The organism is Mycolicibacter terrae, assembly GCF_010727125.1.
Lineage (GTDB): Bacteria > Actinomycetota > Actinomycetes > Mycobacteriales > Mycobacteriaceae > Mycobacterium > Mycobacterium terrae.
The window spans coordinates 2,393,302-2,412,878 of sequence record NZ_AP022564.1 but is presented as its reverse complement, the minus strand read 5'-3'; the positions used below and the strand labels follow the sequence as shown (position 1 = coordinate 2,412,878).

General features: G+C 68.8%; 20 protein-coding genes. 13 read left to right on the top strand and 7 right to left on the bottom strand.

Features of this window, described 5'->3' with window-relative positions:
* The first annotated feature begins 166 nt into the window (after positions 1 to 166).
* The 5 genes from metH to G6N23_RS11570 all read left to right on the top strand — a co-directional run bounded on the left by metH (position 167) and on the right by G6N23_RS11570 (position 6,412).
* On the top strand, positions 167 to 3,892 hold the full coding sequence (metH, locus tag G6N23_RS11590; protein WP_095174171.1) for a methionine synthase: 3,726 nt from the start codon (positions 167 to 169) through the stop codon (positions 3,890 to 3,892).
* A 3-nt stretch (positions 3,893 to 3,895) separates the two neighbouring features.
* Positions 3,896 to 4,624: an HAD family hydrolase gene (locus G6N23_RS11585; protein WP_095173841.1), complete on the top strand. Its 729-nt coding sequence runs from the start codon at positions 3,896 to 3,898 to the stop codon at positions 4,622 to 4,624.
* A 101-nt stretch (positions 4,625 to 4,725) separates the two neighbouring features.
* Positions 4,726 to 5,007, top strand: a complete 282-nt coding sequence (locus tag G6N23_RS11580) for a phosphoribosyl-ATP diphosphatase (RefSeq protein WP_085262351.1) — start codon at positions 4,726 to 4,728, stop codon at positions 5,005 to 5,007.
* A 2-nt stretch (positions 5,008 to 5,009) separates the two neighbouring features.
* A complete protein-coding gene (gene hisG, locus G6N23_RS11575; protein ID WP_095173843.1) occupies positions 5,010 to 5,870 on the top strand; it encodes an ATP phosphoribosyltransferase in 861 nt (286 codons plus the stop codon).
* Between the two features lie 59 nt (positions 5,871 to 5,929).
* Positions 5,930 to 6,412: a DUF4126 family protein gene (locus tag G6N23_RS11570; protein WP_085262349.1), complete on the top strand. Its 483-nt coding sequence runs from the start codon at positions 5,930 to 5,932 to the stop codon at positions 6,410 to 6,412.
* 10 nt (positions 6,413 to 6,422) lie between these two features.
* On the opposite strand, the gene G6N23_RS11565 is transcribed toward G6N23_RS11570, so the two are convergent.
* On the bottom strand, positions 6,423 to 7,205 hold the full coding sequence (locus G6N23_RS11565; protein ID WP_085262361.1) for a thioesterase family protein: 783 nt from the start codon (positions 7,203 to 7,205) through the stop codon (positions 6,423 to 6,425).
* On the bottom strand, positions 7,202 to 8,026 hold the full coding sequence (locus G6N23_RS11560) for a RecB family exonuclease (protein ID WP_085262348.1): 825 nt from the start codon (positions 8,024 to 8,026) through the stop codon (positions 7,202 to 7,204). Before G6N23_RS11560 ends, G6N23_RS11565 begins: the two co-directional genes overlap by 4 nt.
* A gap of 44 nt (positions 8,027 to 8,070) precedes the next feature.
* Between G6N23_RS11560 and G6N23_RS11555 the strand changes: the two genes are divergently transcribed.
* On the top strand, positions 8,071 to 8,904 hold the full coding sequence (locus G6N23_RS11555; RefSeq protein ID WP_085262347.1) for a tRNA (adenine-N1)-methyltransferase: 834 nt from the start codon (positions 8,071 to 8,073) through the stop codon (positions 8,902 to 8,904).
* A gap of 26 nt (positions 8,905 to 8,930) precedes the next feature.
* Here the strand turns inward: G6N23_RS11555 and G6N23_RS11550 are convergent, their stop codons facing one another.
* The 3 genes from G6N23_RS11550 to G6N23_RS11540 are packed head-to-tail and all read right to left on the bottom strand — an operon-like array spanning position 8,931 to position 10,253.
* Positions 8,931 to 9,224 carry a DUF503 domain-containing protein gene (locus tag G6N23_RS11550; RefSeq protein WP_085262346.1) on the bottom strand — a complete coding sequence of 98 codons (294 nt, stop codon included), beginning with the start codon at positions 9,222 to 9,224 and terminating at the stop codon, positions 8,931 to 8,933.
* A 2-nt stretch (positions 9,225 to 9,226) separates the two neighbouring features.
* Positions 9,227 to 9,733, bottom strand: a complete 507-nt coding sequence (locus G6N23_RS11545; protein WP_234808706.1) for a lipoprotein LppK — start codon at positions 9,731 to 9,733, stop codon at positions 9,227 to 9,229.
* 31 nt (positions 9,734 to 9,764) lie between these two features.
* Entirely contained in the window at positions 9,765 to 10,253 is a 489-nt protein-coding gene (locus G6N23_RS11540; protein ID WP_085262344.1) for an MTB12 family secreted protein, read from the bottom strand.
* A 155-nt stretch (positions 10,254 to 10,408) separates the two neighbouring features.
* Between G6N23_RS11540 and arc the strand changes: the two genes are divergently transcribed.
* The gene (gene arc / locus G6N23_RS11535) at positions 10,409 to 12,232 is read left to right on the top strand and encodes a proteasome ATPase (RefSeq protein WP_085262360.1); all 1,824 of its coding nucleotides are present in this window, start codon (positions 10,409 to 10,411) and stop codon (positions 12,230 to 12,232) included.
* Between the two features lie 93 nt (positions 12,233 to 12,325).
* Here the strand turns inward: arc and G6N23_RS11530 are convergent, their stop codons facing one another.
* Positions 12,326 to 12,748 (bottom strand): hypothetical protein, encoded by a 423-nt coding sequence (locus G6N23_RS11530; protein WP_085262343.1) that lies wholly within the window; start codon positions 12,746 to 12,748, stop codon positions 12,326 to 12,328.
* Between the two features lie 57 nt (positions 12,749 to 12,805).
* Between G6N23_RS11530 and G6N23_RS11525 the strand changes: the two genes are divergently transcribed.
* The 6 genes from G6N23_RS11525 (at position 12,806) to G6N23_RS11500 (ending at position 17,242) form a co-directional block, all read left to right on the top strand.
* The gene (locus G6N23_RS11525; RefSeq protein ID WP_234808705.1) at positions 12,806 to 13,093 is read left to right on the top strand and encodes a hypothetical protein; all 288 of its coding nucleotides are present in this window, start codon (positions 12,806 to 12,808) and stop codon (positions 13,091 to 13,093) included.
* Between the two features lie 55 nt (positions 13,094 to 13,148).
* Positions 13,149 to 14,657 (top strand): depupylase/deamidase Dop, encoded by a 1,509-nt coding sequence (gene dop, locus G6N23_RS11520; protein WP_085262342.1) that lies wholly within the window; start codon positions 13,149 to 13,151, stop codon positions 14,655 to 14,657.
* Positions 14,658 to 14,758: 101 nt separating this feature from the next.
* A complete protein-coding gene (locus G6N23_RS11515; protein WP_013828730.1) occupies positions 14,759 to 14,953 on the top strand; it encodes a ubiquitin-like protein Pup in 195 nt (64 codons plus the stop codon).
* Positions 14,950 to 15,834 (top strand): proteasome subunit beta, encoded by an 885-nt coding sequence (prcB, locus tag G6N23_RS11510; RefSeq protein WP_085262341.1) that lies wholly within the window; start codon positions 14,950 to 14,952, stop codon positions 15,832 to 15,834. Before G6N23_RS11515 ends, prcB begins: the two co-directional genes overlap by 4 nt.
* Positions 15,831 to 16,577, top strand: a complete 747-nt coding sequence (gene prcA / locus G6N23_RS11505; RefSeq protein WP_085262340.1) for a proteasome subunit alpha — start codon at positions 15,831 to 15,833, stop codon at positions 16,575 to 16,577. The genes prcB and prcA overlap by 4 nt, the downstream gene beginning before the upstream one ends.
* A gap of 8 nt (positions 16,578 to 16,585) precedes the next feature.
* Positions 16,586 to 17,242, top strand: a complete 657-nt coding sequence (locus G6N23_RS11500) for a GntR family transcriptional regulator (protein WP_085262339.1) — start codon at positions 16,586 to 16,588, stop codon at positions 17,240 to 17,242.
* 97 nt (positions 17,243 to 17,339) lie between these two features.
* On the opposite strand, the gene G6N23_RS22590 is transcribed toward G6N23_RS11500, so the two are convergent.
* The gene (locus G6N23_RS22590; protein ID WP_157997529.1) at positions 17,340 to 19,553 is read right to left on the bottom strand and encodes a PGRS repeat-containing protein; all 2,214 of its coding nucleotides are present in this window, start codon (positions 19,551 to 19,553) and stop codon (positions 17,340 to 17,342) included.
* Positions 19,554 to 19,577: the final 24 nt, after the last annotated feature.

Genomic DNA, 19,577 nt, shown 5'->3' with positions numbered 1-19,577 from the left:
CTACCCGACCGGCTGAGTCGGCTTGTTCATCGGGGCATTCGTCCCGACGCCGGGTGACAACGTAGACTTTTCACCGCCGAGAGGCGTTGCAACGGTTCGCCGGTTCTGCCGGTGACCGCCACGCTCGGCAGAGTTAAGGACGCCTTCCGTCATGGAAGGAACCCGCGTGAACACCTTTGAGCCCAACATCCGGCCCGACTGCACCGACGAGCTGACCGCCGCTCTGCGCCGTCGGATCATGGTGATCGACGGCGCGATGGGCACGGCGATTCAGCGGGACCGCCCGGACGAGGCCGGTTACCGCGGCGAGCGGTTCGCCGAATGGGCGACCCCTCTGCAGGGCAATAACGACCTGCTCACGTGCACGCAGCCGCAGATCATCGAGGGAATTCACCGCGAGTACCTCGAGGCGGGCGCGGACATCCTGGAGACCAACACGTTCAACTCGACCGCGATCTCGCTCTCCGACTACGACATGGCGGAACTGGCCTACGAACTGAACTACGCCGGCGCCGCTCTGGCTCGCAAGGCGGCCGACGAGTTCAGCACCCCGGAGAAGCCCCGCTACGTGGCGGGCACGCTCGGGCCGACGACGCGGACCGCGTCGATCTCACCGGACGTCAACGACCCCGGCGCCCGCAACGTCTCCTACGACCAGCTGGTCGCGGCCTACCTCGAGGCCGCCAACGGCCTGGTCGACGGCGGCGCCGACATCCTGCTCATCGAGACGATCTTCGACTCGCTGAACTCCAAGGCGGCGGTGTTCGCCGTCGAGACGCTATTCGAGGAGCGCGGACGCCGTTGGCCGGTCATCATCTCCGGCACCATCACCGATGCCTCCGGGCGGACGTTGTCGGGCCAGGTCACCGAGGCGTTCTGGAACTCGATCCGGCACGCGAAGCCGGTCGCGGTGGGCCTCAACTGTGCGCTGGGGGCGCCGGAGATGCGGCCCTACATCGCCGAGATGGCGCGGATCGCGGACACCTTCATCTCGTGCTACCCGAATGCCGGCCTGCCCAACGCCTTTGGCGAATACGACGAGTCCCCGGAACATCAGGCCGGCTACATCGCCGACTTCGCCGACGCCGGCTTGGTCAACCTGGTCGGGGGTTGCTGCGGAACGGCGCCGGAGCACATCGCCGAGATCGCCAGGGTCGTCGAGGGCAAGCCGCCGCGCGAGCTGCCGAAGATCGAGGTGGCCACCCGCCTGTCGGGCCTGGAACCGCTCAACATCACCGACGACTCACTGTTCGTCAACATCGGTGAACGCACCAACATCACCGGCTCGGCCCGGTTCCGCAACCTGATCAAGGCCGAGGACTACGACACCGCACTGTCGGTCGCGCTACAGCAGGTCGAGGTCGGTGCGCAGGTCATCGACATCAACATGGACGAGGGCATGATCGACGGCGTCGCCGCGATGGACCGGTTCACCAAACTGATCGCGTCCGAGCCGGACATCAGCCGGGTCCCGGTGATGATCGACTCCTCCAAGTGGGAGGTCATCGAGGCGGGCCTGAAGAACGTGCAGGGCAAGCCGATCGTCAACTCGATCTCCATGAAGGAGGGCGAGGAGAAGTTCATCCACGAGGCGCGGCTGTGCCGCAAGTACGGCGCCGCCGTCGTGGTGATGGCCTTCGACGAGCAGGGGCAGGCCGACAACCTGGAGCGCCGCAAGGAGATCTGCGGGCGGGCCTACCGGATCCTGACCGAACAGGTCGGCTTCCCGGCCGAGGACATCATCTTCGACCCGAACTGCTTCGCCCTGGCGACCGGCATCGAGGAGCACGCGACCTACGGGATCGACTTCATCGAGGCCTGCGCCTGGATCAAGGAGAACCTGCCCGGGGTGCTCATCTCCGGCGGCATCTCGAACGTGTCGTTCTCGTTCCGGGGCAACAACCCGGTCCGCGAGGCGATTCATGCGGTGTTCCTGTACCACGCCATCAAGGCCGGCCTGGACATGGGCATCGTCAACGCCGGTGCGCTGGTGCCCTACGACTCGATCGAGCCCGAGCTGCGGGAACGGATCGAGGACGTCGTGCTGAACCGTCGCGAGGATGCCGCCGAGAGGCTGCTGGAGATCGCCGAACGGTTCAACTCCTCCGAGAAGGCCGAAGATCCCTCGGCAGCCGAGTGGCGCAGCCTCCCGGTCCGCGAGCGGATCACGCATGCCCTGGTCAAGGGGATCGATGCCCACGTCGACGAAGACACCGAGGAGCTGCGGGCCGAGATCGCGGCCGCGGGCGGTCGGCCGATCGAGGTGATCGAGGGCCCGCTGATGGACGGCATGAACGTCGTCGGCGACCTGTTCGGTGCGGGCAAGATGTTCCTGCCCCAGGTGGTGAAGTCGGCCCGGGTGATGAAGAAGGCCGTGGCGTACCTGCTGCCGTATATCGAGGCGGAGAAGCAACCCGGCGAGGGCGATCACACCAACGGCACGATCGTGATGGCGACCGTGAAGGGCGACGTCCACGACATCGGCAAGAACATCGTCGGGGTCGTGCTGCAGTGCAACAACTACAGCGTCGTCGATCTCGGTGTGATGGTGCCCGCCGACAAGATCCTGGCCGCGGTCAACGAATACGACGCCGACATGGTCGGCCTCTCCGGCCTGATCACCCCGTCGCTGGAGGAGATGGCCGGCTTCGCCGCGGAGATGGAACGCGAAGGCCTGCAGATCCCGCTGCTGATCGGCGGCGCGACCACCTCGAGCGCCCACACGGCAGTGAAGATTGCGCCGCGGCGCAGCGGTCCGGTGATCTGGGTCAAAGACGCGTCCCGCTCGGTGCCGGTCGCTGCCGCGCTGCTCGACGACAAGCAACGGCCTGCGCTGCTTGAGCAGACCGCGGCCGACTACGCGTCGCTGCGGGAACGGCACGCCCAGAAGAACGAGCGGCCGATGGTGCCGCTGGAGAAGGCCCGCGCGAACCGGACGCCGATCGAGTGGGACGGCTACACGCCGCCGGTGCCCGTCCAGGGTCTCGGCGTGCGGGAGTTTCTCGACTACGACCTCGCCGAGTTGCGCGAGTACATCGACTGGCAGCCGTTCTTCAACGCCTGGGAGATGAAGGGCCGCTTTCCCGACATCCTCAACAACCCGGCGTCGGGTGAGGCCGCCCGCAAGCTGTACGAGGACGCCCAGCAGATGCTCGACCGTGCGATCGAGGAGAAGTGGCTGACGGCCAACGCGGTGATCGGGTTCTTCCCGGCGAACGCGGTCGGCGACGACGTCGAGGTCTACACCGACGAGTCCCGTACCGAGGTGCTGACCATGTTCCACAACCTGCGCCAGCAGGGTGCGCACCGGGCCGGCATCCCGAACCGGTCGCTGGGCGACTTCATCGCCCCCAAAGACACCGGTCTGGCCGACTACATCGGCGCCTTCGCCGTCACCGCGGGGCTCGGCAGCGGAGAGAAGATCGCGGAGTTCAAGGCGGACCTCGACGACTACAGCGCTATCTTGCTGGAGTCGGTCGCCGACCGGCTGGCGGAGGCCTTCGCCGAACGGATGCACCAGCGGGTTCGCAAGGAGTTCTGGGGATTCCAGCCCGACGAGACCTTGGACAACGAGGCACTCATCGCCGAGAAGTACCAGGGAATCCGCCCCGCCCCGGGCTACCCGGCCTGCCCGGAGCACACCGAGAAGGCGACGATCTGGAAGTTGATGGACGTCCACGAGCGGACCCGCATCGAGCTGACCGACTCGATGGCGATGTGGCCCGGCGCCGCGGTCAGCGGCCTGTACTTCTCGCACCCGCAATCGCAGTACTTCGTCATCGGCCGGTTGGCCCAGGACCAGGTCGCCGACTACGCGAAGCGCAAGGGCTGGACCCTGACCGAAGCCGAGCGCTGGCTCGGCGCCAACCTCGGCTACAACCCGGAGGACTGAGCCTTGCGCGCGGTGCTGTGCGACATGGACGGCACCCTGGTCGACTCCGAGAAGCTGTGGGATGTCGCGATGGACGCGCTCTATGACCGCCTCGGCGGGGTGCTGAGGCCGGAGGTCCGGGCGGCGACGGTCGGTGGTTGCGCGGAGAACACCATGCGCATCGTCTACGACGATCTGGGGCTGCCGCTCGACCCGGCGGCGATGGCCGATTCGGCGCACTGGCTGCACGACTACACCGCCGGGCTGTTCGACACCGGCCTGCCCTGGTGCGACGGCGCCCGGGAGCTGCTCGATGGACTGGCCGCGGCGGCCATGCCCGTGGCGCTGGTGACCAACACCCCGCGGGCGCTGGCCGAGCGGGCGCTGGACACCATCGGCCGGCATTATTTCGCGGCGGTGGTCTGCGGCGACGAGGTAGACCGCGGCAAGCCGGCACCGGATCCCTATCTTCGGGCTGCGCAGCTGCTGGAGCTCGACCCGCGCTGGTGTCTGGCGGTGGAGGATTCGCCGACCGGCGCAGCCGCCGCCGAGGCGGCGGGCTGCGCGGTGCTGGTGGCGCCGAATGCGATTCCGGTGCCCGGCGGGCCGCGGCGTCGCCAGGTGGCTTCCCTGGCCGGTCTCGCGCCGGCGGACCTGCACGACATCTACACCGACCTGGCCACCCCCATTCCCACCCCCACCCCCACTCCCCACGAGCGCGAGCGCGCGTGTTTGCCCGCCGACACGCCGTAAATGCTGTACATCTGTGCACGCTCACACCGGTGGCGGGCGACGCTCACACCGGTGGCGGCCCGCCCCCGGAGCGAAACTGCCGTGACGGCTTCTGATGGCGCATGAAACAATCCCTGCTCGTGAAGACCTTCGAGGAGCTGTTCGCCGAGCTCGGTGAACGCGCTGCGACCCGACCGGCCGGCAGCGCCACCGTGGCCGCGCTGGACGCCGGGGTACACAGCGTCGGCAAGAAGATTCTGGAGGAGGCCGGCGAGGTATGGATGGCCGCCGAGCACGAGTCCGATGACGCGCTGGCCGGGGAGATCAGCCAGCTGCTGTACTGGACCCAGGTGCTGATGATCTCGCGCGGGCTGACGCTGGCCGACGTCTACCGGAAGCTGTGAGTATGTTGCGTGTCGCCGTCCCCAATAAGGGGGCGCTCAGTGAATCCGCCGCGGCGATGCTGGCCGAGGCCGGCTACCGCAGCCGCTCCGACGCCAAGGACCTGACGGTCATCGACCCGACCAACAAGGTCGAGTTCTTTTTCCTGCGGCCCAAGGACATCGCCATCTACGTCGGGTCGGGGGAGTTGGACCTGGGGGTCACCGGCCGGGACCTGGCGCTGGAATCCACTGCGCCGGTGCGCGAACGGCTGGCGCTGGGATTCGGCTCGTCGCGGTTCCGCTACGCCGCCCCGGCCGGGCGGGACTGGGCAGTGGCGGATCTGGCCGGCAAGCGCATCGCCACCGCCTATCCCAACATCGTTCGGAAAGACCTGGCGGCCAAGGGGATCGAGGCAACGGTCATCCGACTGGACGGCGCGGTGGAGATCTCGATTCAGCTCGGGGTAGCCGACGCGATCGCCGACGTGGTCGGGTCGGGCCGCACCTTGCGTCAGCATGGCCTGGTGGCTTTCGGTGAGACGCTGTGCGATTCGGAGGCGGTGCTCATCGAGGCCGCGAAGCCGAATGGCCGCAGCCAACAGACGGCCGCAGCCCGTGATCAGCTGGCGGGCCGGGTGCGCGGCGTGGTCTTCGGCCAGCAGTACCTGATGCTGGATTACAACTGTCCGCGGGCGGCTCTCGAGGAGGCTGCCGCGATCACCCCGGGACTGGAGTCTCCGACCATCGCCCCGCTGGCCGAGCCGGACTGGGTAGCGGTGCGCGCGCTGGTCCCGCGCCGTGACGTCAACTCGATCATGGACGAACTGGCCGCCATCGGAGCCAAGGCCATCCTCGCCTCAGATATCAGATTCTGCCGATTTTGATCAGTGCAGGTAGATGAGCTGCCGCCGTGTTAGCGTCCGGGAGACCCTAGGAGGTTCTAGTGACGCATCTCATCGTGCTGCTCCTCGCGCTGTTGATCGGTACCGTCGCCGGCCTGCGTGCGCTGACCGCGCCGGCGGTGATGGCCTGGGCGGCCGCTTTGCACTGGATCAACCTGAACGGCACCTGGGCCGAGTGGTTGAGCCATCCGGTGACCGTCACCATCTTGACGGTGCTGGCGATCGTCGAATTCATCACCGACCAGTTGCCCAACGCCCCGAAGCGCACCGTGCCCATGCAGTTCGCCGCGCGGATCCTGCTGGGCGGGTTCGCCGGTGCGGTGCTCGGTACCGCGTGGAACTTCACCTGGACGGCACTGGGGGCGGCCGTGATCGGCGCGGTGATCGGTACGTTGGGCGGTCTTGCCGCGCGGCAGCGCCTGGTCGCCGCCAACGGCGGTCACGACCTGCCGATCGCGCTGCTGGAGGACAGTGTCGCCGTGCTGGGCGGGATCGCCATCGCCGCATTCACCGCGGTCGTGTGAGCTGAGACGTTCAGCGTCGCTGCACCAGCAGCGTCTGCGCTGACGTTCCGATGAACCCGTTGCGGTCGAACAACTCCGCGGTGGTCACGCCGACGCCGTCCGGTCCGATAGAGGCGCGGGCCCGCAGGCCGAACTCCTCGCCGGCCGGCAGCCGGTGCAGGTGCACGACGGTGTCGGTGTTCATGAACATGTACTCATCGGTGTCCAGGGCGGCGCCGACTCCGTTGGCCGAGTCGACCACCATCGCCAGCCGCTGCAGCGCGGTGGTCTGCTCGGTGTCGACCAGATGAACCTGCGGGCTCAGCCAGGCCACCGCGGCGCCGTCGGCGGAGTCCGGCTGCACCCGCCAACTCACCGAGTGCGCGTATCCGCTGGCCTGGGCGAACCACTCCGGCGGCGGTAGTGACGGCCCATCGGCCAGTGGCGGGTGCCGGTCGGCGGCCACCGCCGCGGTGTCCGCGGTCGCCAGCGCCCATGCGCTCAGCCGCGCCACCGGACGGTCGTCGTCGGCATGCATCTCGGCTTCCAGCAGGCAGATTCGCCGCCCGGGCCGCTGCACCCGGGCCTTCACCCGCACCCGGGCCACCGGTATCGCGCCCAGGATGTCCAGGCTCAACCGGGCGACCCGCTGGCCCGATCCGGCGATCAGGCCCTCGATCTCCCGGGTGAGCAACGCCAGTGGGGGTGAGCCGTGCTGCAGGGGACCCCAGTTGCTGCGGGTGAAATCGGTGGCTTCGAAGACGACGTCGTCCGCCTGGCAGCCCGGCACCCGACGGTAGTAGCTGCCGTTCACGCCGCTTGGTCCGCGGGCCAGCCGGGGTAGGCCGGCGGGGTCCCGCCGAACGCCGGGCACAGCGCGCGGTGCGCGCAACGGTCACACAACCGCGAGGGGTTGGGCCGGAAATCACCTGTGGCGCCGGCGGTTTGGATGGCCCGCCAGATGGCGATCAAAGTCTTCTCGAAACGCAGCAGCTCCGCGTGGTCAGGGGCGTAGTCCAGCAGCTGGCCGTCGGCGAGGTAGATCAGCCGCAGCTGTGCGGGCAGCACCCCGCGTGATCGCAGCAGCGCCACCGCGTAGAACTTCATCTGGAACAGCGCCTTCGATTCGGCCGACGCCCTGGTCGCCGACGGTGCTCTGCCGGTCTTGTAGTCGACCACCCGCAGCCCGCCCGACGGCGCCACGTCGATGCGGTCGACGAAACCCCGCAGCAGGGTCCCGTCGGCCAGCTCGACCTCGACGCGCTGCTCGCAGCTCTGCGGATCGAAGCGGCGCGGATCCTCCAGCCGGTAGTAGCCGGTGAGCAGCCTGCGGGCCTCGGCCAGCAGCTTGTCGGTGTCGAGCCCGTCGCCCAGGCCCGGCTCGGCGCTGATCAGCTGCTCCCACGACGGAACCACCAGGCCCGCAGCCGCCTCGGGGTCACGCTGCGGCGCCGGCAGCGCGTAGAGCCGCTCCAGTGCGCCGTGCACCACCGAGCCGCGCAGCTGCGCCGCCGACGGTGCCTCGGCCAGCCGGTCGATCGCCCGGAAGCGGTACAGCAGCGGGCACTGTTTGAAGTCGACCGCACGCGACGGGGACAACGCGGGCCGGCTCATAGTCAGGCACCCTACGGGCATGCGCCGACAACCAGTTCGTCGAACACGCTTTAGTGTTGACTGCTGTGTCCGAATCCGGGATCTTCCAAGCGGGCGATCGGGCCCAGTTCACCGACGCCAAGGGCCGCCGCTACACCACGGTGCTGGTTCCCGGCGGTGACTTCCACACCCATCGCGGCGCCATCCCGCACGACGAGGTGATCGGGCTGCCGGACGGCAGCGTGGTCAAGTCCGCCAACGGCGACCCGTTCCTGGTGCTGCGGCCGCTGCTGGTCGACTACGTGATGTCGATGCCGCGCGGAGCGCAGGTGATCTACCCCAAGGATTCCGCGCAGATCATCCACGAGGGCGACATCTTTCCCGGGGCCCGGGTGCTGGAGGCCGGCGCCGGCTCGGGCGCGTTGACGCTGTCCTTGCTCCGCGCCGTCGGGCCCGAGGGCCGGGTGGTCTCCTACGAACTGCGCGACGACCACGCCGAGCATGCCCGCCGCAACGTCGAGACCTTCGTCGGGCACCTGCCCGACAACTGGCAGCTGGTGATGGGTGACGTCGCCGAATGCGACCTGCCGGCCGGATCGATCGACCGGGTGGTGCTGGACATGCTGGCGCCGTGGGAGGTGCTCGACACCGTGTCGCGGGTGCTGATTCCCGGTGGGGTGCTGGTGGTCTACGTCGCCACCGTCACCCAGCTCTCCGAGGTGGTGGAGGCGCTGCGGCAACAGCAGTGCTGGACCGAACCGCGGGCGTGGGAGACGTTGCAGCGCGGCTGGAACGTCGTCGGCCTGGCGGTGCGACCGCAGCACGCGATGCGTGGCCACACCGCGTTTCTGGTCGTCGCGCGCCGACTGGCGCCGGGCACCGTCACCCCGACGCGGCTGGGGCGTAAACGCCCGGTGTGATCGGTGAAACGGCTTGCGTCACAGCCCTAGTCGTCGCTGCGGCGCAGCCCGCGGCGCACCGACAGCAGCTCGACCTCCGGGCGGGCGGCCACCAGACGTTCGGCCGCGTCCAGCACCTCCACCAGGCGACCGCGCTCGCCGGACACCGCGGACAGGCCGATCCCGCTGCGCCGGTGCAGATCCGCCGAATCCGTCTCGGCCGCTGAGACATTGAACTTGCGCTGCAACTCCGCGACGATCGGGCGCACCACCGACCGCTTCTCTTTGAGCGAATGCACGTCCCCGAGCAGCAGGTCGAACTCCAACCAGCCGATCCACATGGCTACGGCGTGGCGGGCGCGGTGGATCCGGCGTGCGCCTTGCCGAATGCCAACAGCGTTTTGGCGGTCTCCTGCGACAGCTGCCAGCCTCCGTCGTGCGGCCTGAACTCCATCGGGAACGCGAACCCGCCGGTGTCGGGGTTGGCGGTGTCGACGGTGACGTCGGCGGTCAGGTTGCCCGGGTGGCGGTCCGACCAGGTCAGCCCGGCGGCCTCGAGTTTCAGCGGCAGGTACCCGCCGTCTTTGAGCGCGGTGGCGAACTTGTCGATGGTCTCGGCGTCGGTGGGCTTGGCGCCCTCGATGAGGCCCACCTTCTCCACCCCGGGAACCTCCGGGTCGGACAGGCGGTACAGCACATCGGTCAGCGCCTCAGGTGCCGGCATCGCCGAAGCCGGCGGTTCTGCCGCCACCGTCGTGGTCGACGTCGGCGGCAGTTCGGCCGTCGGTGGCGCCGCCTGATGGCCGGTACAGCCCGACAGCGCCAGCACCACCGCCACGGCGGTGCTCACGGCGATGCGCTGCCGGGACATCCAGTCGGGGTCAGTTCGACGAGGTCATCTGCGACAGCGTCATCAGCGACGTCTTGGACAGCTTCCAGCCGCCCTGGTCCACGAACGTCAGGTTGACCGTGCGCGGCTCCATCTGCGGCCCGGAGGCGGTGACGTCCGCGGTGGCCGCGCCGAGGCCGGCCGGGGCGATGTTGGCCACGCTGATCGCCAGCGGGAACTTGCCGTTCGCGGCGGCCTTGGCCATCTTGCGGTCCATGATGCTGCTCTCGACCGGGCCCAGCCCGCCCTCGATCAGGTACGACTTGCCGGCAGCGGGGATACCCGGGTCGGCCAGCGTGTTGAGGACGTCGGTCAGCTGCTCCGGCGCCGGCACCGCGGCCGGCGGGTCCAGCGGCAGCGGCGCGCCGAACACCGTCAACTGCACCTGCGGAGTGACGGTTGCAACCGAGGTCACACCTGCTGCGGCGGCCCCGACGAGCGCGGCTGCTGCGATGCCTGTGGCTAGGTATTTCACGGTCACAAAGGTCCTTTCGACGGCTTGAATCGTTACCAAGGCTAACAGCGTTTCCCGGTGTGTCGGATTGCCACTGCGCACGCGAATGCACAATGGCCGGTAGCGTTGAGGTATCCGTCGCTTCAACTTCCAGTTCGGGAAAGGAGCGCAGCATGGACAACATGGGAGACTCAGGGCGTTCTGAGGCCTTCGACGCTTCCGGGGGGTCGCTCACGCCTGGCGACGACCTCGCCGAGCTGGAGGAGCTGCGCCGCGAGGCCGCAGTGCTGCGCGAGCAGCTGGACAACACACCGCAGGACACCGCCCGGGTCGGGCGCGACGTGCGGCAGCTCGAAGCGCACATCGACTCGCTGACCGCGCGCAACTCCAAGCTGATGGACACCCTCAAAGACGCGCGTCAGCAGCTGCTGGCGCTGCGTGAGGAGGTCGACCGGCTGGGTCAGCCGCCCAGCGGGTACGGCGTGCTGCTGGGCAGCCACGAGGACGACACCGTCGACGTGTTTACCTCCGGGCGCCGGATGCGGCTGAACATCTCGCCGAACATCGACGTCGCGACGCTGAAAAAGGGCCAGACGGTGCGGCTCAACGAGGCTCTGACGGTGGTCGAGGCCACCGCCTTCGAATCGGTCGGCGAGATTTCCACCCTGCGCGAGGTGCTGGCCGACGGCCACCGGGCGCTGGTGGTGGGTCACGCCGACGAGGAGCGCATCGTGTGGCTGGCCGAGCCGCTGGTCGCCGAGGACCTGCCCGAACGCCACCCGGACGCCATGTCCGATGACCGGCGTCCCCGCAAGCTGCGCCCCGGCGATTCGCTGCTGGTCGACACCAAGGCCGGTTACGCGTTCGAGCGCATCCCCAAGGCCGAGGTCGAAGACCTGGTGCTCGAGGAGGTGCCCGACGTCAGCTACGGCGACATCGGTGGTCTCGGTCGTCAGATCGAGCAGATCCGCGACGCCGTGGAGCTGCCGTTCCTGCACAAGGAGCTCTACCGGGAGTATTCGCTGCGCCCGCCCAAGGGTGTGCTGCTCTACGGCCCACCCGGCTGCGGTAAGACACTGATCGCCAAGGCGGTAGCCAACTCGCTGGCCAAGAAGATGGCCGAGGTCCGCGGCGACGACGCCCACGAGGCCAAGTCGTACTTCCTCAACATCAAGGGTCCCGAGCTGCTCAACAAGTTCGTGGGGGAGACCGAGCGTCACATCCGGCTGATCTTCCAGCGCGCCAGGGAAAAGGCGTCCGAAGGCACCCCGGTGATCGTGTTCTTCGACGAGATGGACTCGATCTTCCGCACCCGCGGCACCGGTGTCTCCTCGGACGTGGAGACGACGGTGGTTCCGCAGCTGCTGAGCGAGATCGATGGCGTGGAGGGGCTGGAAAACGTCATCGTGATCGGAGCCTCCAACCGGGAGGACATGATCGACCCGGCGATCCTGCGGCCCGGTCGCCTCGACGTCAAGATCAAGATCGAGCGCCCGGACGCCGAAGCCGCCCAGGACATCTTCTCCAAGTACCTCACCGTGGGCCTGCCGGTGCACGCCGACGACCTGGCTGAGTTCGGCGGGGACCGCGCGGCCTGCATCAAGGCGATGATCGAGAAGGTCGTCGACCGGATGTACGCCGAGATCGACGACAACCGGTTCCTGGAGGTCACCTACGCCAACGGGGACAAGGAAGTCATGTACTTCAAGGACTTCAACTCCGGGGCGATGATCCAGAACGTCGTCGACCGGGCGAAGAAGAACGCGATCAAGTCGGTGCTGGAGACCGGCCAGCCCGGCCTGCGCATCCAGCACCTGCTGGACTCGATCGTCGATGAGTTCGCCGAGAACGAAGACCTGCCCAACACCACCAATCCCGATGACTGGGCGCGGATCTCGGGCAAGAAGGGGGAGCGGATCGTCTACATCCGCACCCTGGTCACCGGCAAGAGCTCGAGCGCGAGCCGGGCCATCGACACCGAGTCCAACCTGGGCCAGTACCTGTAGCAACTTCCTTCTCGCGCGAGCGTGCGTGTTTGCCCAGCGACACGCCGCAAATCGTGTACAACTGTGCACGCTCGTGCGGGCCGGCGGGCTCGCCTAGCTCGAGGTGGCGAACTGCTCTGCGGCGACTTCGGTCGCGCCGATAGCCGCATAGGTGCCCGTCAGAGCCACCATGCTGAGTGCCGCGCGCAGCGGGAGATCGCGGCGCAGAAGGTGGGCGAAGCCGTTGACGGTGTCGATGGTGTCCACCGCCAGGGAGAAACGTTTCCAGCGACGGCGTTGCGCGGTGGCGCTGGTGAGGTAAGCCAGGCCCATCGCACACGCGCGGGCGCCATAGATCCTGGTCATGTAGGTGAGTTCGGGGGACGGTGTGACCCCGACGATCTTGGCGAAGCCCCTCGGTGCGGCCAGTGAGGCGGCGGCAAGGAGCACCCGACCGAGTGCCATCAGGCTCAGAGCATTGGTGGGCGCCGCGGTCGCGGCGATGTCCTGTCCGGTAGCGGCCTGCGTTGTTGTCATACGAGCCTCCTCTCTTTACCGAACTACGACATCGCCAATGCGGCCCTGCACCGGGCGGTGTTCTCGCAGGCGTCCGGCGACGGATTGCGCCAACTACGCCAAGCCGATTCGAAAGTCATCACGCTGCTTGCCGACGCCATCGCTACCGCCGTAGCCGCCGGCGCCGCCACGGTGGGCGATCCGCGCACCACGGCTGCACTGTTGTACTACGCCGTCGATGGCCTTTTGAACGCTGCCTACGCCGGCGCCGTCGAGCCGGACGCGGACACCATCATCGCCGCGGCCAAGGAGATGGCCCACCGGACTCTGGGCGCCACGCGGCAAGGTGCTGCTGCGCGAAAGTAGTGGCGCCCGCACGCCACCCGCGTGAGCCGCTGACACCCTCGCCTAGGCTGGGGCGATGCAACGGATCATCGGCACCGAAGTCGAATACGGCATCGCTTCGCCATCGGATCCGACCGCGAACCCGATCCTGACCTCCACTCAGGCGGTGCTGGCCTATGCCGCCGCGGCCGGGATCCCGCGTGCCAAGCGCACCCGCTGGGACTACGAGGTGGAGTCCCCACTGCGGGATGCCCGCGGGTTCGACCTGAGCCGCTCGTCCGGCCCGCCGCCGATCATTGACGCCGACGAGGTCGGGGCGGCCAACATGATCCTGACCAACGGGGCACGGCTCTACGTCGACCATGCCCACCCGGAGTACTCCGCGCCCGAGGTCACCGACCCGCTGGACGCGGTGATCTGGGACAAGGCCGGTGAGCGGGTGATGGAGGCCGCCGCCCGCCACGTGGCCAGCGTCCCGGGGGCCGCCAAGCTGCAGCTCTACAAGAACAACATCGACAACAAGGGCGCCTCCTACGGCACCCACGAGAACTACCTGATGAGCAGGCAGACGCCGTTCTCGGCGATCATCGCCGGCTTGACCCCGTTCCTGGTGTCGCGACAGGTGGTCACCGGCTCCGGCCGGGTCGGCCTGGGCCCCGCCGGTGACGAACCGGGCTTTCAGCTCTCGCAGCGCGCCGACTACATCGAGGTTGAGGTCGGCCTGGAGACCACCCTCAAGCGCGGCATCATCAACACCCGCGATGAACCGCACGCCGACGCCGACAAGTACCGGCGGCTGCACGTCATCATCGGAGACGCCAACCTTGCCGAGACCTCGACGTATCTGAAGGTGGGCACCACCGCGCTGGTGCTCGATCTCATTGAGGAGGGCGCCGAGCACGGCATCGATCTGTCCGACCTGATCCTGGCCCGTCCGGTGCGTGCGGTGCACGTGATCAGCCGTGACCCGACGCTGCGGGCGACCGTCGCGCTGGCCGACGGTCGGGAGATGACCGCCCTTGCGCTACAACGGATTTACCTGGACCGGGTGACCAAGCTTGTCGACGCCCGCGATCCCGATCCGCGTGCCACCGACATCGTCGAGACCTGGGCGCGGGTCCTCGACCAGCTGGAACGCGACCCGATGGAGTGCGCCGACCTGCTGGACTGGCCGGCCAAGCTGCGCCTGCTGGAGGGCTTCCGGCAGCGGGAGAACCTGAGCTGGTCGGCTCCGCGGCTACACCTGATCGATCTGCAGTACTCCGATGTCCGGCTGGACAAGGGTCTTTACAACCGGCTGGTCGCCCGCGGCTCCATGCAGCGGCTGATCACCGAGCAGCAGGTGCTCGACGCGGTGGACAACCCACCGACCGACACCCGTGCCTACTTCCGCGGCGAGTGCCTGCGCCGATTCGGCGCCGACATCGCGGCGGCCAGCTGGGACTCGGTGATCTTCGACCTCGGCGGGGAGTCGCTGGTCCGGATTCCCACACTGGAGCCGCTGCGCGGCAGCAAAGCCCACGTCGGGGCGCTGCTGGACTCGGTGGACAGCGCTGCTGAGCTGGTCGAACAACTAACCACCTAGGCGCCGCGCGCCTTAGCCCACTTCCGCGTCGGTGCCGACGGTAGGGTGGAGAAACCGACGTGCGCGTGATGCGCAAGCCGATGGAGATGCAGGAGGCAGCGATGGCTCAGGAGCAGACCAAGCGTGGCGGTGGCGGTGGCGACGAGGACGACCCCACCGGTCCCGCGGCCGCCGGCCAGGAGCGTCGCGAGAAGCTGACCGGCGAGACCGACGACCTGCTCGACGAGATCGACGACGTGCTGGAGGAGAACGCGGAGGACTTCGTGCGCGCGTACGTCCAAAAGGGCGGCCAGTGAGCTGGCCCTTCCATGATCGTCTTCCTGTCAGTTCCGCACTTCCAGGGATGCCGTCCAGCCCGGTAGACCTGTCGTCGTTCTCTGACTTCCTGCGCCGTCAGGCGCCGGATCTGCTGCCGGCGGGTGGTGCGGGCCTGAACTCCGGCGCCGGGGTGGATCTGCCGCACGGCACCACGATCGTCGCGCTGAAGTACCCCGGCGGCGTGGTGATGGCCGGGGACCGGCGCTCCACGCAGGGCAATATGATCGCCGGGCGCGACGTCCAGAAGGTCTACATCACCGACGATTACACCGCCACCGGGATCGCCGGAACCGCGGCGATCGCGGTCGAGTTCGCCCGGCTCTACGCCGTCGAGCTGGAGCACTACGAGAAGCTTGAAGGGGTGCCGCTGACGTTCGCCGGAAAGGTGAACCGGCTGGCGATCATGGTGCGCGGCAACCTCGGTGCGGCGATGCAGGGGTTGCTGGCGCTGCCGCTGCTGGTCGCCTATGACATCGACGACGCCGACACCGAGCACGCCGGGCGCATCGTGTCGTTCGACGCCGCCGGCGGTTGGAACATCGAGGAGGAGGGCTACCAGGCGGTGGGCTCCGGATCGTTGTTCGCCAAGTCGTCGATGAAGAAGCTTTACGGGCAGGCGACCGATAAGGAATCGGCGCTGAAGGTGGCAGTCGAGGCGCTTTACGACGCCGCCGACGACGATTCCGCCACCGGCGGACCGGATCTGGTGCGCGGCATCTATCCGACGGCGGTCACCATCGACGCCGACGGTGCCGTCGACGTTCCCGAGGAACGTATTGCCGAACTGGCCCGGGAAGTCATCGAGAGCCGAACGCGCGGAGGGGATTCGGGGCGGAAGACCAAGCGGGGTAAGAAATGAGCTTTCCGTACTTCATCTCGCCCGAGCAGGCGATGCGTGAGCGCGGTGAGCTGGCGCGTAAAGGCATCGCCCGTGGCCGCAGCGTGGTGGCGCTGGCCTACGCCGAGGGGGTGCTGTTCGTCGCCGAGAACCCTTCGCGCTCACTGCAGAAGATCAGCGAACTCTATGACCGCGTCGGGTTCGCCGCCGCGGGCCGGATCAACGAGTTCGAGAATCTGCGCCGCGGCGGCATCCAGTTCGCCGACACTCGCGGCTACGCCTACGACCGCCGCGACGTCACCGCACGCCAGCTGGCCAACGTCTACGCCCAGACCCTCGGAACGATCTTCACCGAGCAGGCCAAGCCGTACGAAGTCGAGTTGTGTGTGGCCGGGGTGGCCTACCAGGGGCAGGCCAAAGCCCCTGAGCTGTACCGGATCACCTACGACGGGTCGATCACCGATGAGCCGCACTTCGTGGTGATGGGCGGCACCACCGAGCCGGTGATCGCGGCGCTCAAGGAGTCCTACACCGAGAACGCCGCACTGGCTGATGCCCTGCGGATCGCCGTCAATGCGCTCAAGCAGACCGACACCGGCAACGGCGCCGAGCAGCGTGAACTGGGCCCGGGAACGCTCGAGGTGGCCATCTTGGACGCCAACCGGCCGAAGCGGGCATTTCGCCGGATCGCCCGGTCGGCGCTGGAAGAGTTGCTGCCGCAGGCAGATTCGTCGGGGGAGACATCTGGCGACGCTTCCGGCTAGGGATTGCGGTGCCGAAGAAATACGGGGTCAAAGAGAAGGAACTGGTCGTCAACCACATCGTCGACCTCGTTCTATCCGGTGAACTGCGCACAGGCGACCGCATCAACCGCGATGCGATCGCGGCGAGCGTGGGTGTCAGCCGACTGCCTGTTCAGCAGGCTCTGGATCAACTTGAGCACGACGGCCTGGTGGTCAGCCGTTATCACCGGGGAGTGTTCGTCGAGCGGTTCGATGAGGCCGCCGTACTCGAACAGCATGAGCTGCACGGTGTGCTGAACGGCATCGCGTCGGCGCGGGCGGCCACCAACCCGACGCCGCGGGTACTTGCCGAACTGGATGCGGCGCTGCGGACGTTGCGAGCCAGCAAGGAACCCACGGCGTTTCAAGAGGCGGCCTACGCCTACCGGCGCATCATCGTCGAGGAGTACGCCGGGCCCCAGTTGCAGGCGGCGATCGTCGCGGCACGCGTGTTCGCGCCGCGCGGATTCTGGGGGAAATACCCGCGGGGCAATGCGGAGTTCGCCCACACGTATGAAGCCGAGACTGCGGCGATTCGCGGGCGGGACCCTGAAGCAGCGCGCGCTGCGAACATGGAGCGGGCGGACTTGCGGGCCAAGGTGGTGATCGCGGAGTTGACCGCGCGCGGAGTGCTGGGCGCGTCATAGTGCGTCCTGAGGCCTAAGGGTCGGCGGACGCGGCTTTGAGCCGGGGAAGGCCCGGCACGCGGTGGCGTGCCGGGCCGTCCCCGGCTAAGGCGTCGGCCTACTCGGCGGGTGCGGGCTGTGCGCCGGCGCCCCCAGTACCCCCGGTGCCACCGGTGGTTCCGGTGGGCCCGCTGCCGGTTTGGCCGGGGCCGCCTGCGATGTCGCCGGATTTGCCGCCGTTGCCACCGTTGCCGCCGGTTCCACCGTCGACTGTTCCGGCTCCGTTTCCGCCGTTGCCTCCGGCGCCGCCGTCACCGCCGGGGGCCTCGACGGGGCCGCCGCCGGCATATCCGCCACCGTTGCCGCCTGCGCCGCCGTTGCCTCCGTTGCCGGCATGGCTGGGACCGAAGCCGAGGTCGTTGACCGGGGTCTCGACGCCGTCGCTGTTACCGCCGGCGCCGCCGTCCCCGCCGTTGCCGGCGGTGGTTGCTCCGGCGCCGCCGGCGCCCCCGTTGCCCCCGTTGCCGCCGGAGGCGGTTCCGAACCCGCCGGCACCGCCGGCTCCGGCGTCGCCTCCGGCACCGCCGCCGGCCAGCACGCTGCCCGCGTTGGCCCCGCCGTTGCCGCCGTTGCCGCCGTTGCCGCCGACGCTGACCACGCCGGGTCCGGTGGCGCCGTCACCGCCCGCGCCGCCGGCCCCACCGGCGCCCGCGGCAGTGGTGTCGGTGCCTGCGCCGCCGCGGCCGCCGGCCCCGCCGTTGCCGCCCCGGCTGTAGGTGCTGCCGTCGTGCTGCCAGCCGGTGCTGTTGCCGCCATTGCCGCCGTCGCCGCCCGCATGGCCACCACCGGAACCACCGCTGCCACCCGAGCCGCCGTTGCCGCCGGCATAGGTTCCGCTGCCGCCGTTGCCGCCGTTGCCGCCGGACCCCGGGGAGAAGCCGGAGCCGCCGCTGCCGCCGTTGCCGCCGATGGTCTGGACGGTGGGGTCGTCGGTGGCGCCATCACCGCCATCACCGCCGTTGCCGCCGCCGCCCCCGCGGCCGGAGGCTCCGCTACCGCCGTTACCGCCGGTCCCGGCGCTGGCGAAACCGCCGTTGCCGCCGTCGCCGCCCTTACCGCCGAGCTCCGGGCTGCCGCTGACGCTGTTGCTGGCGGTGCTGCCGCTTCCGCCGTTGCCGCCGTTGACCCCGGCGCCGCCGTTGCCGCCGTTGCCGCCGTCGCCGCCGATCCCGGTCGGCGAAAGGTAGCCCCCGCCGTATCCGCCGGTCCCGCCGTTGCCGCCGTTACCGAGATAGTCGCCATTGCCGTCTTGGTAAGCGTCCCCGCCGTTGCCACCGTTGCCACCATCCGAGGCGTGACCGAACTGGCCGGCTTCCCCGTACATGGGGCTGGTGAAAATGGTGGAGCCTCGTTCACCGGCTGCGCCGCCGTGGCCGACGTTCCAATCGACTCCGGCGTTCCCGCCGTTGCCGCCGTTGAGATGTTCTGCGGTGCCGGTGGCGCCGATGCCGCCGTTGCCGTTGGCCCCGCCGTTGCCGCCGTTGCCGCCGTTTCCGAACGTAAACCCGCTGCGGCCGCCATTGCCGCCGCTGCCGCCGAGCCCGCCGGCGCCGCCGTTACCGTCGCCGCCGTTGGCCCAGGTTCCGGCGACACCGTCGACGCCGGCGCCGCCCATGCCGCCGTTGCCGCCGTTGCCGAAGAACCAGCCGGAGGCGTTGCCGCCATTGCCGCCATTGCCCCCGACAACGCTCGGGTCGAGGGACGCTCCGCCGTTGCCGCCGTTGCCGCCGATACCCATCCAGATACCACCGGCCCCGCCGTCACCACCGTCGGCACCCGCACCGCCGTTGCCGCCATCGCCGCCGTCACCGAGCCAGCCCGGCGCGTTGCCGCCGTCGCCGCCTGCCGCGCCGGCATCCGTGCTGTCCCAGCCGTCGCCGCCGTCGCCGAACCACAGGCCGCCGTTGCCGCCGTCGGGGTTCTCGGCGGTGCCGTCGATGCCGTTGCCGATCAGGTATTGCCCGGCCATGGTGTTGATGGCGCCGTTGACCATCTCGCCGAAGTCACTGGTGATCCAGGCCTGCAGGCCGTCGTGAATCGGGTCGTAGAACCACTGATCGATCATGGCGGTCCACTCAAAGGCGCCCACTTCGGCGGGGCCTGGCTCCAACCATGCCGAGGTGTCGAAAAGATCGGCGATCCAATCGAATTCGTCGGCCTGAGCAGGCGGGGCGGTGGTCAGCGGGGCCATGCCGAACGCCAGGAACGCACCGACCGTACTGGCGGCGCCGATCGCTCGAGAATGGCGCCGTGCGTTGATGTGATGACTCATGTGGAGGGAAACCTCTCTACGACT

Bases quoted from the DNA above. Each gene is read 5' to 3' on its own strand.
- G6N23_RS22590 (WP_157997529.1), bottom strand. From the start codon at position 19,553: ATGAGTCATCACATCAACGCACGGCGCCATTCTCGAGCGATCGGCGCC.
- G6N23_RS11580 (WP_085262351.1), top strand. From the start codon at position 4,726: ATGAAACAATCCCTGCTCGTGAAGACCTTCGAGGAGCTGTTCGCCGAG.
- G6N23_RS11530 (WP_085262343.1), bottom strand. From the start codon at position 12,748: ATGACAACAACGCAGGCCGCTACCGGACAGGACATCGCCGCGACCGCG.
- G6N23_RS11550 (WP_085262346.1), bottom strand. From the start codon at position 9,224: ATGTGGATCGGCTGGTTGGAGTTCGACCTGCTGCTCGGGGACGTGCAT.
- arc (WP_085262360.1), top strand. From the start codon at position 10,409: ATGGGAGACTCAGGGCGTTCTGAGGCCTTCGACGCTTCCGGGGGGTCG.
- prcA (WP_085262340.1), top strand. From the start codon at position 15,831: ATGAGCTTTCCGTACTTCATCTCGCCCGAGCAGGCGATGCGTGAGCGC.
- G6N23_RS11515 (WP_013828730.1), top strand. From the start codon at position 14,759: ATGGCTCAGGAGCAGACCAAGCGTGGCGGTGGCGGTGGCGACGAGGAC.
- hisG (WP_095173843.1), top strand. From the start codon at position 5,010: ATGTTGCGTGTCGCCGTCCCCAATAAGGGGGCGCTCAGTGAATCCGCC.
- G6N23_RS11560 (WP_085262348.1), bottom strand. From the start codon at position 8,026: ATGCCCGTAGGGTGCCTGACTATGAGCCGGCCCGCGTTGTCCCCGTCG.
- dop (WP_085262342.1), top strand. From the start codon at position 13,149: ATGCAACGGATCATCGGCACCGAAGTCGAATACGGCATCGCTTCGCCA.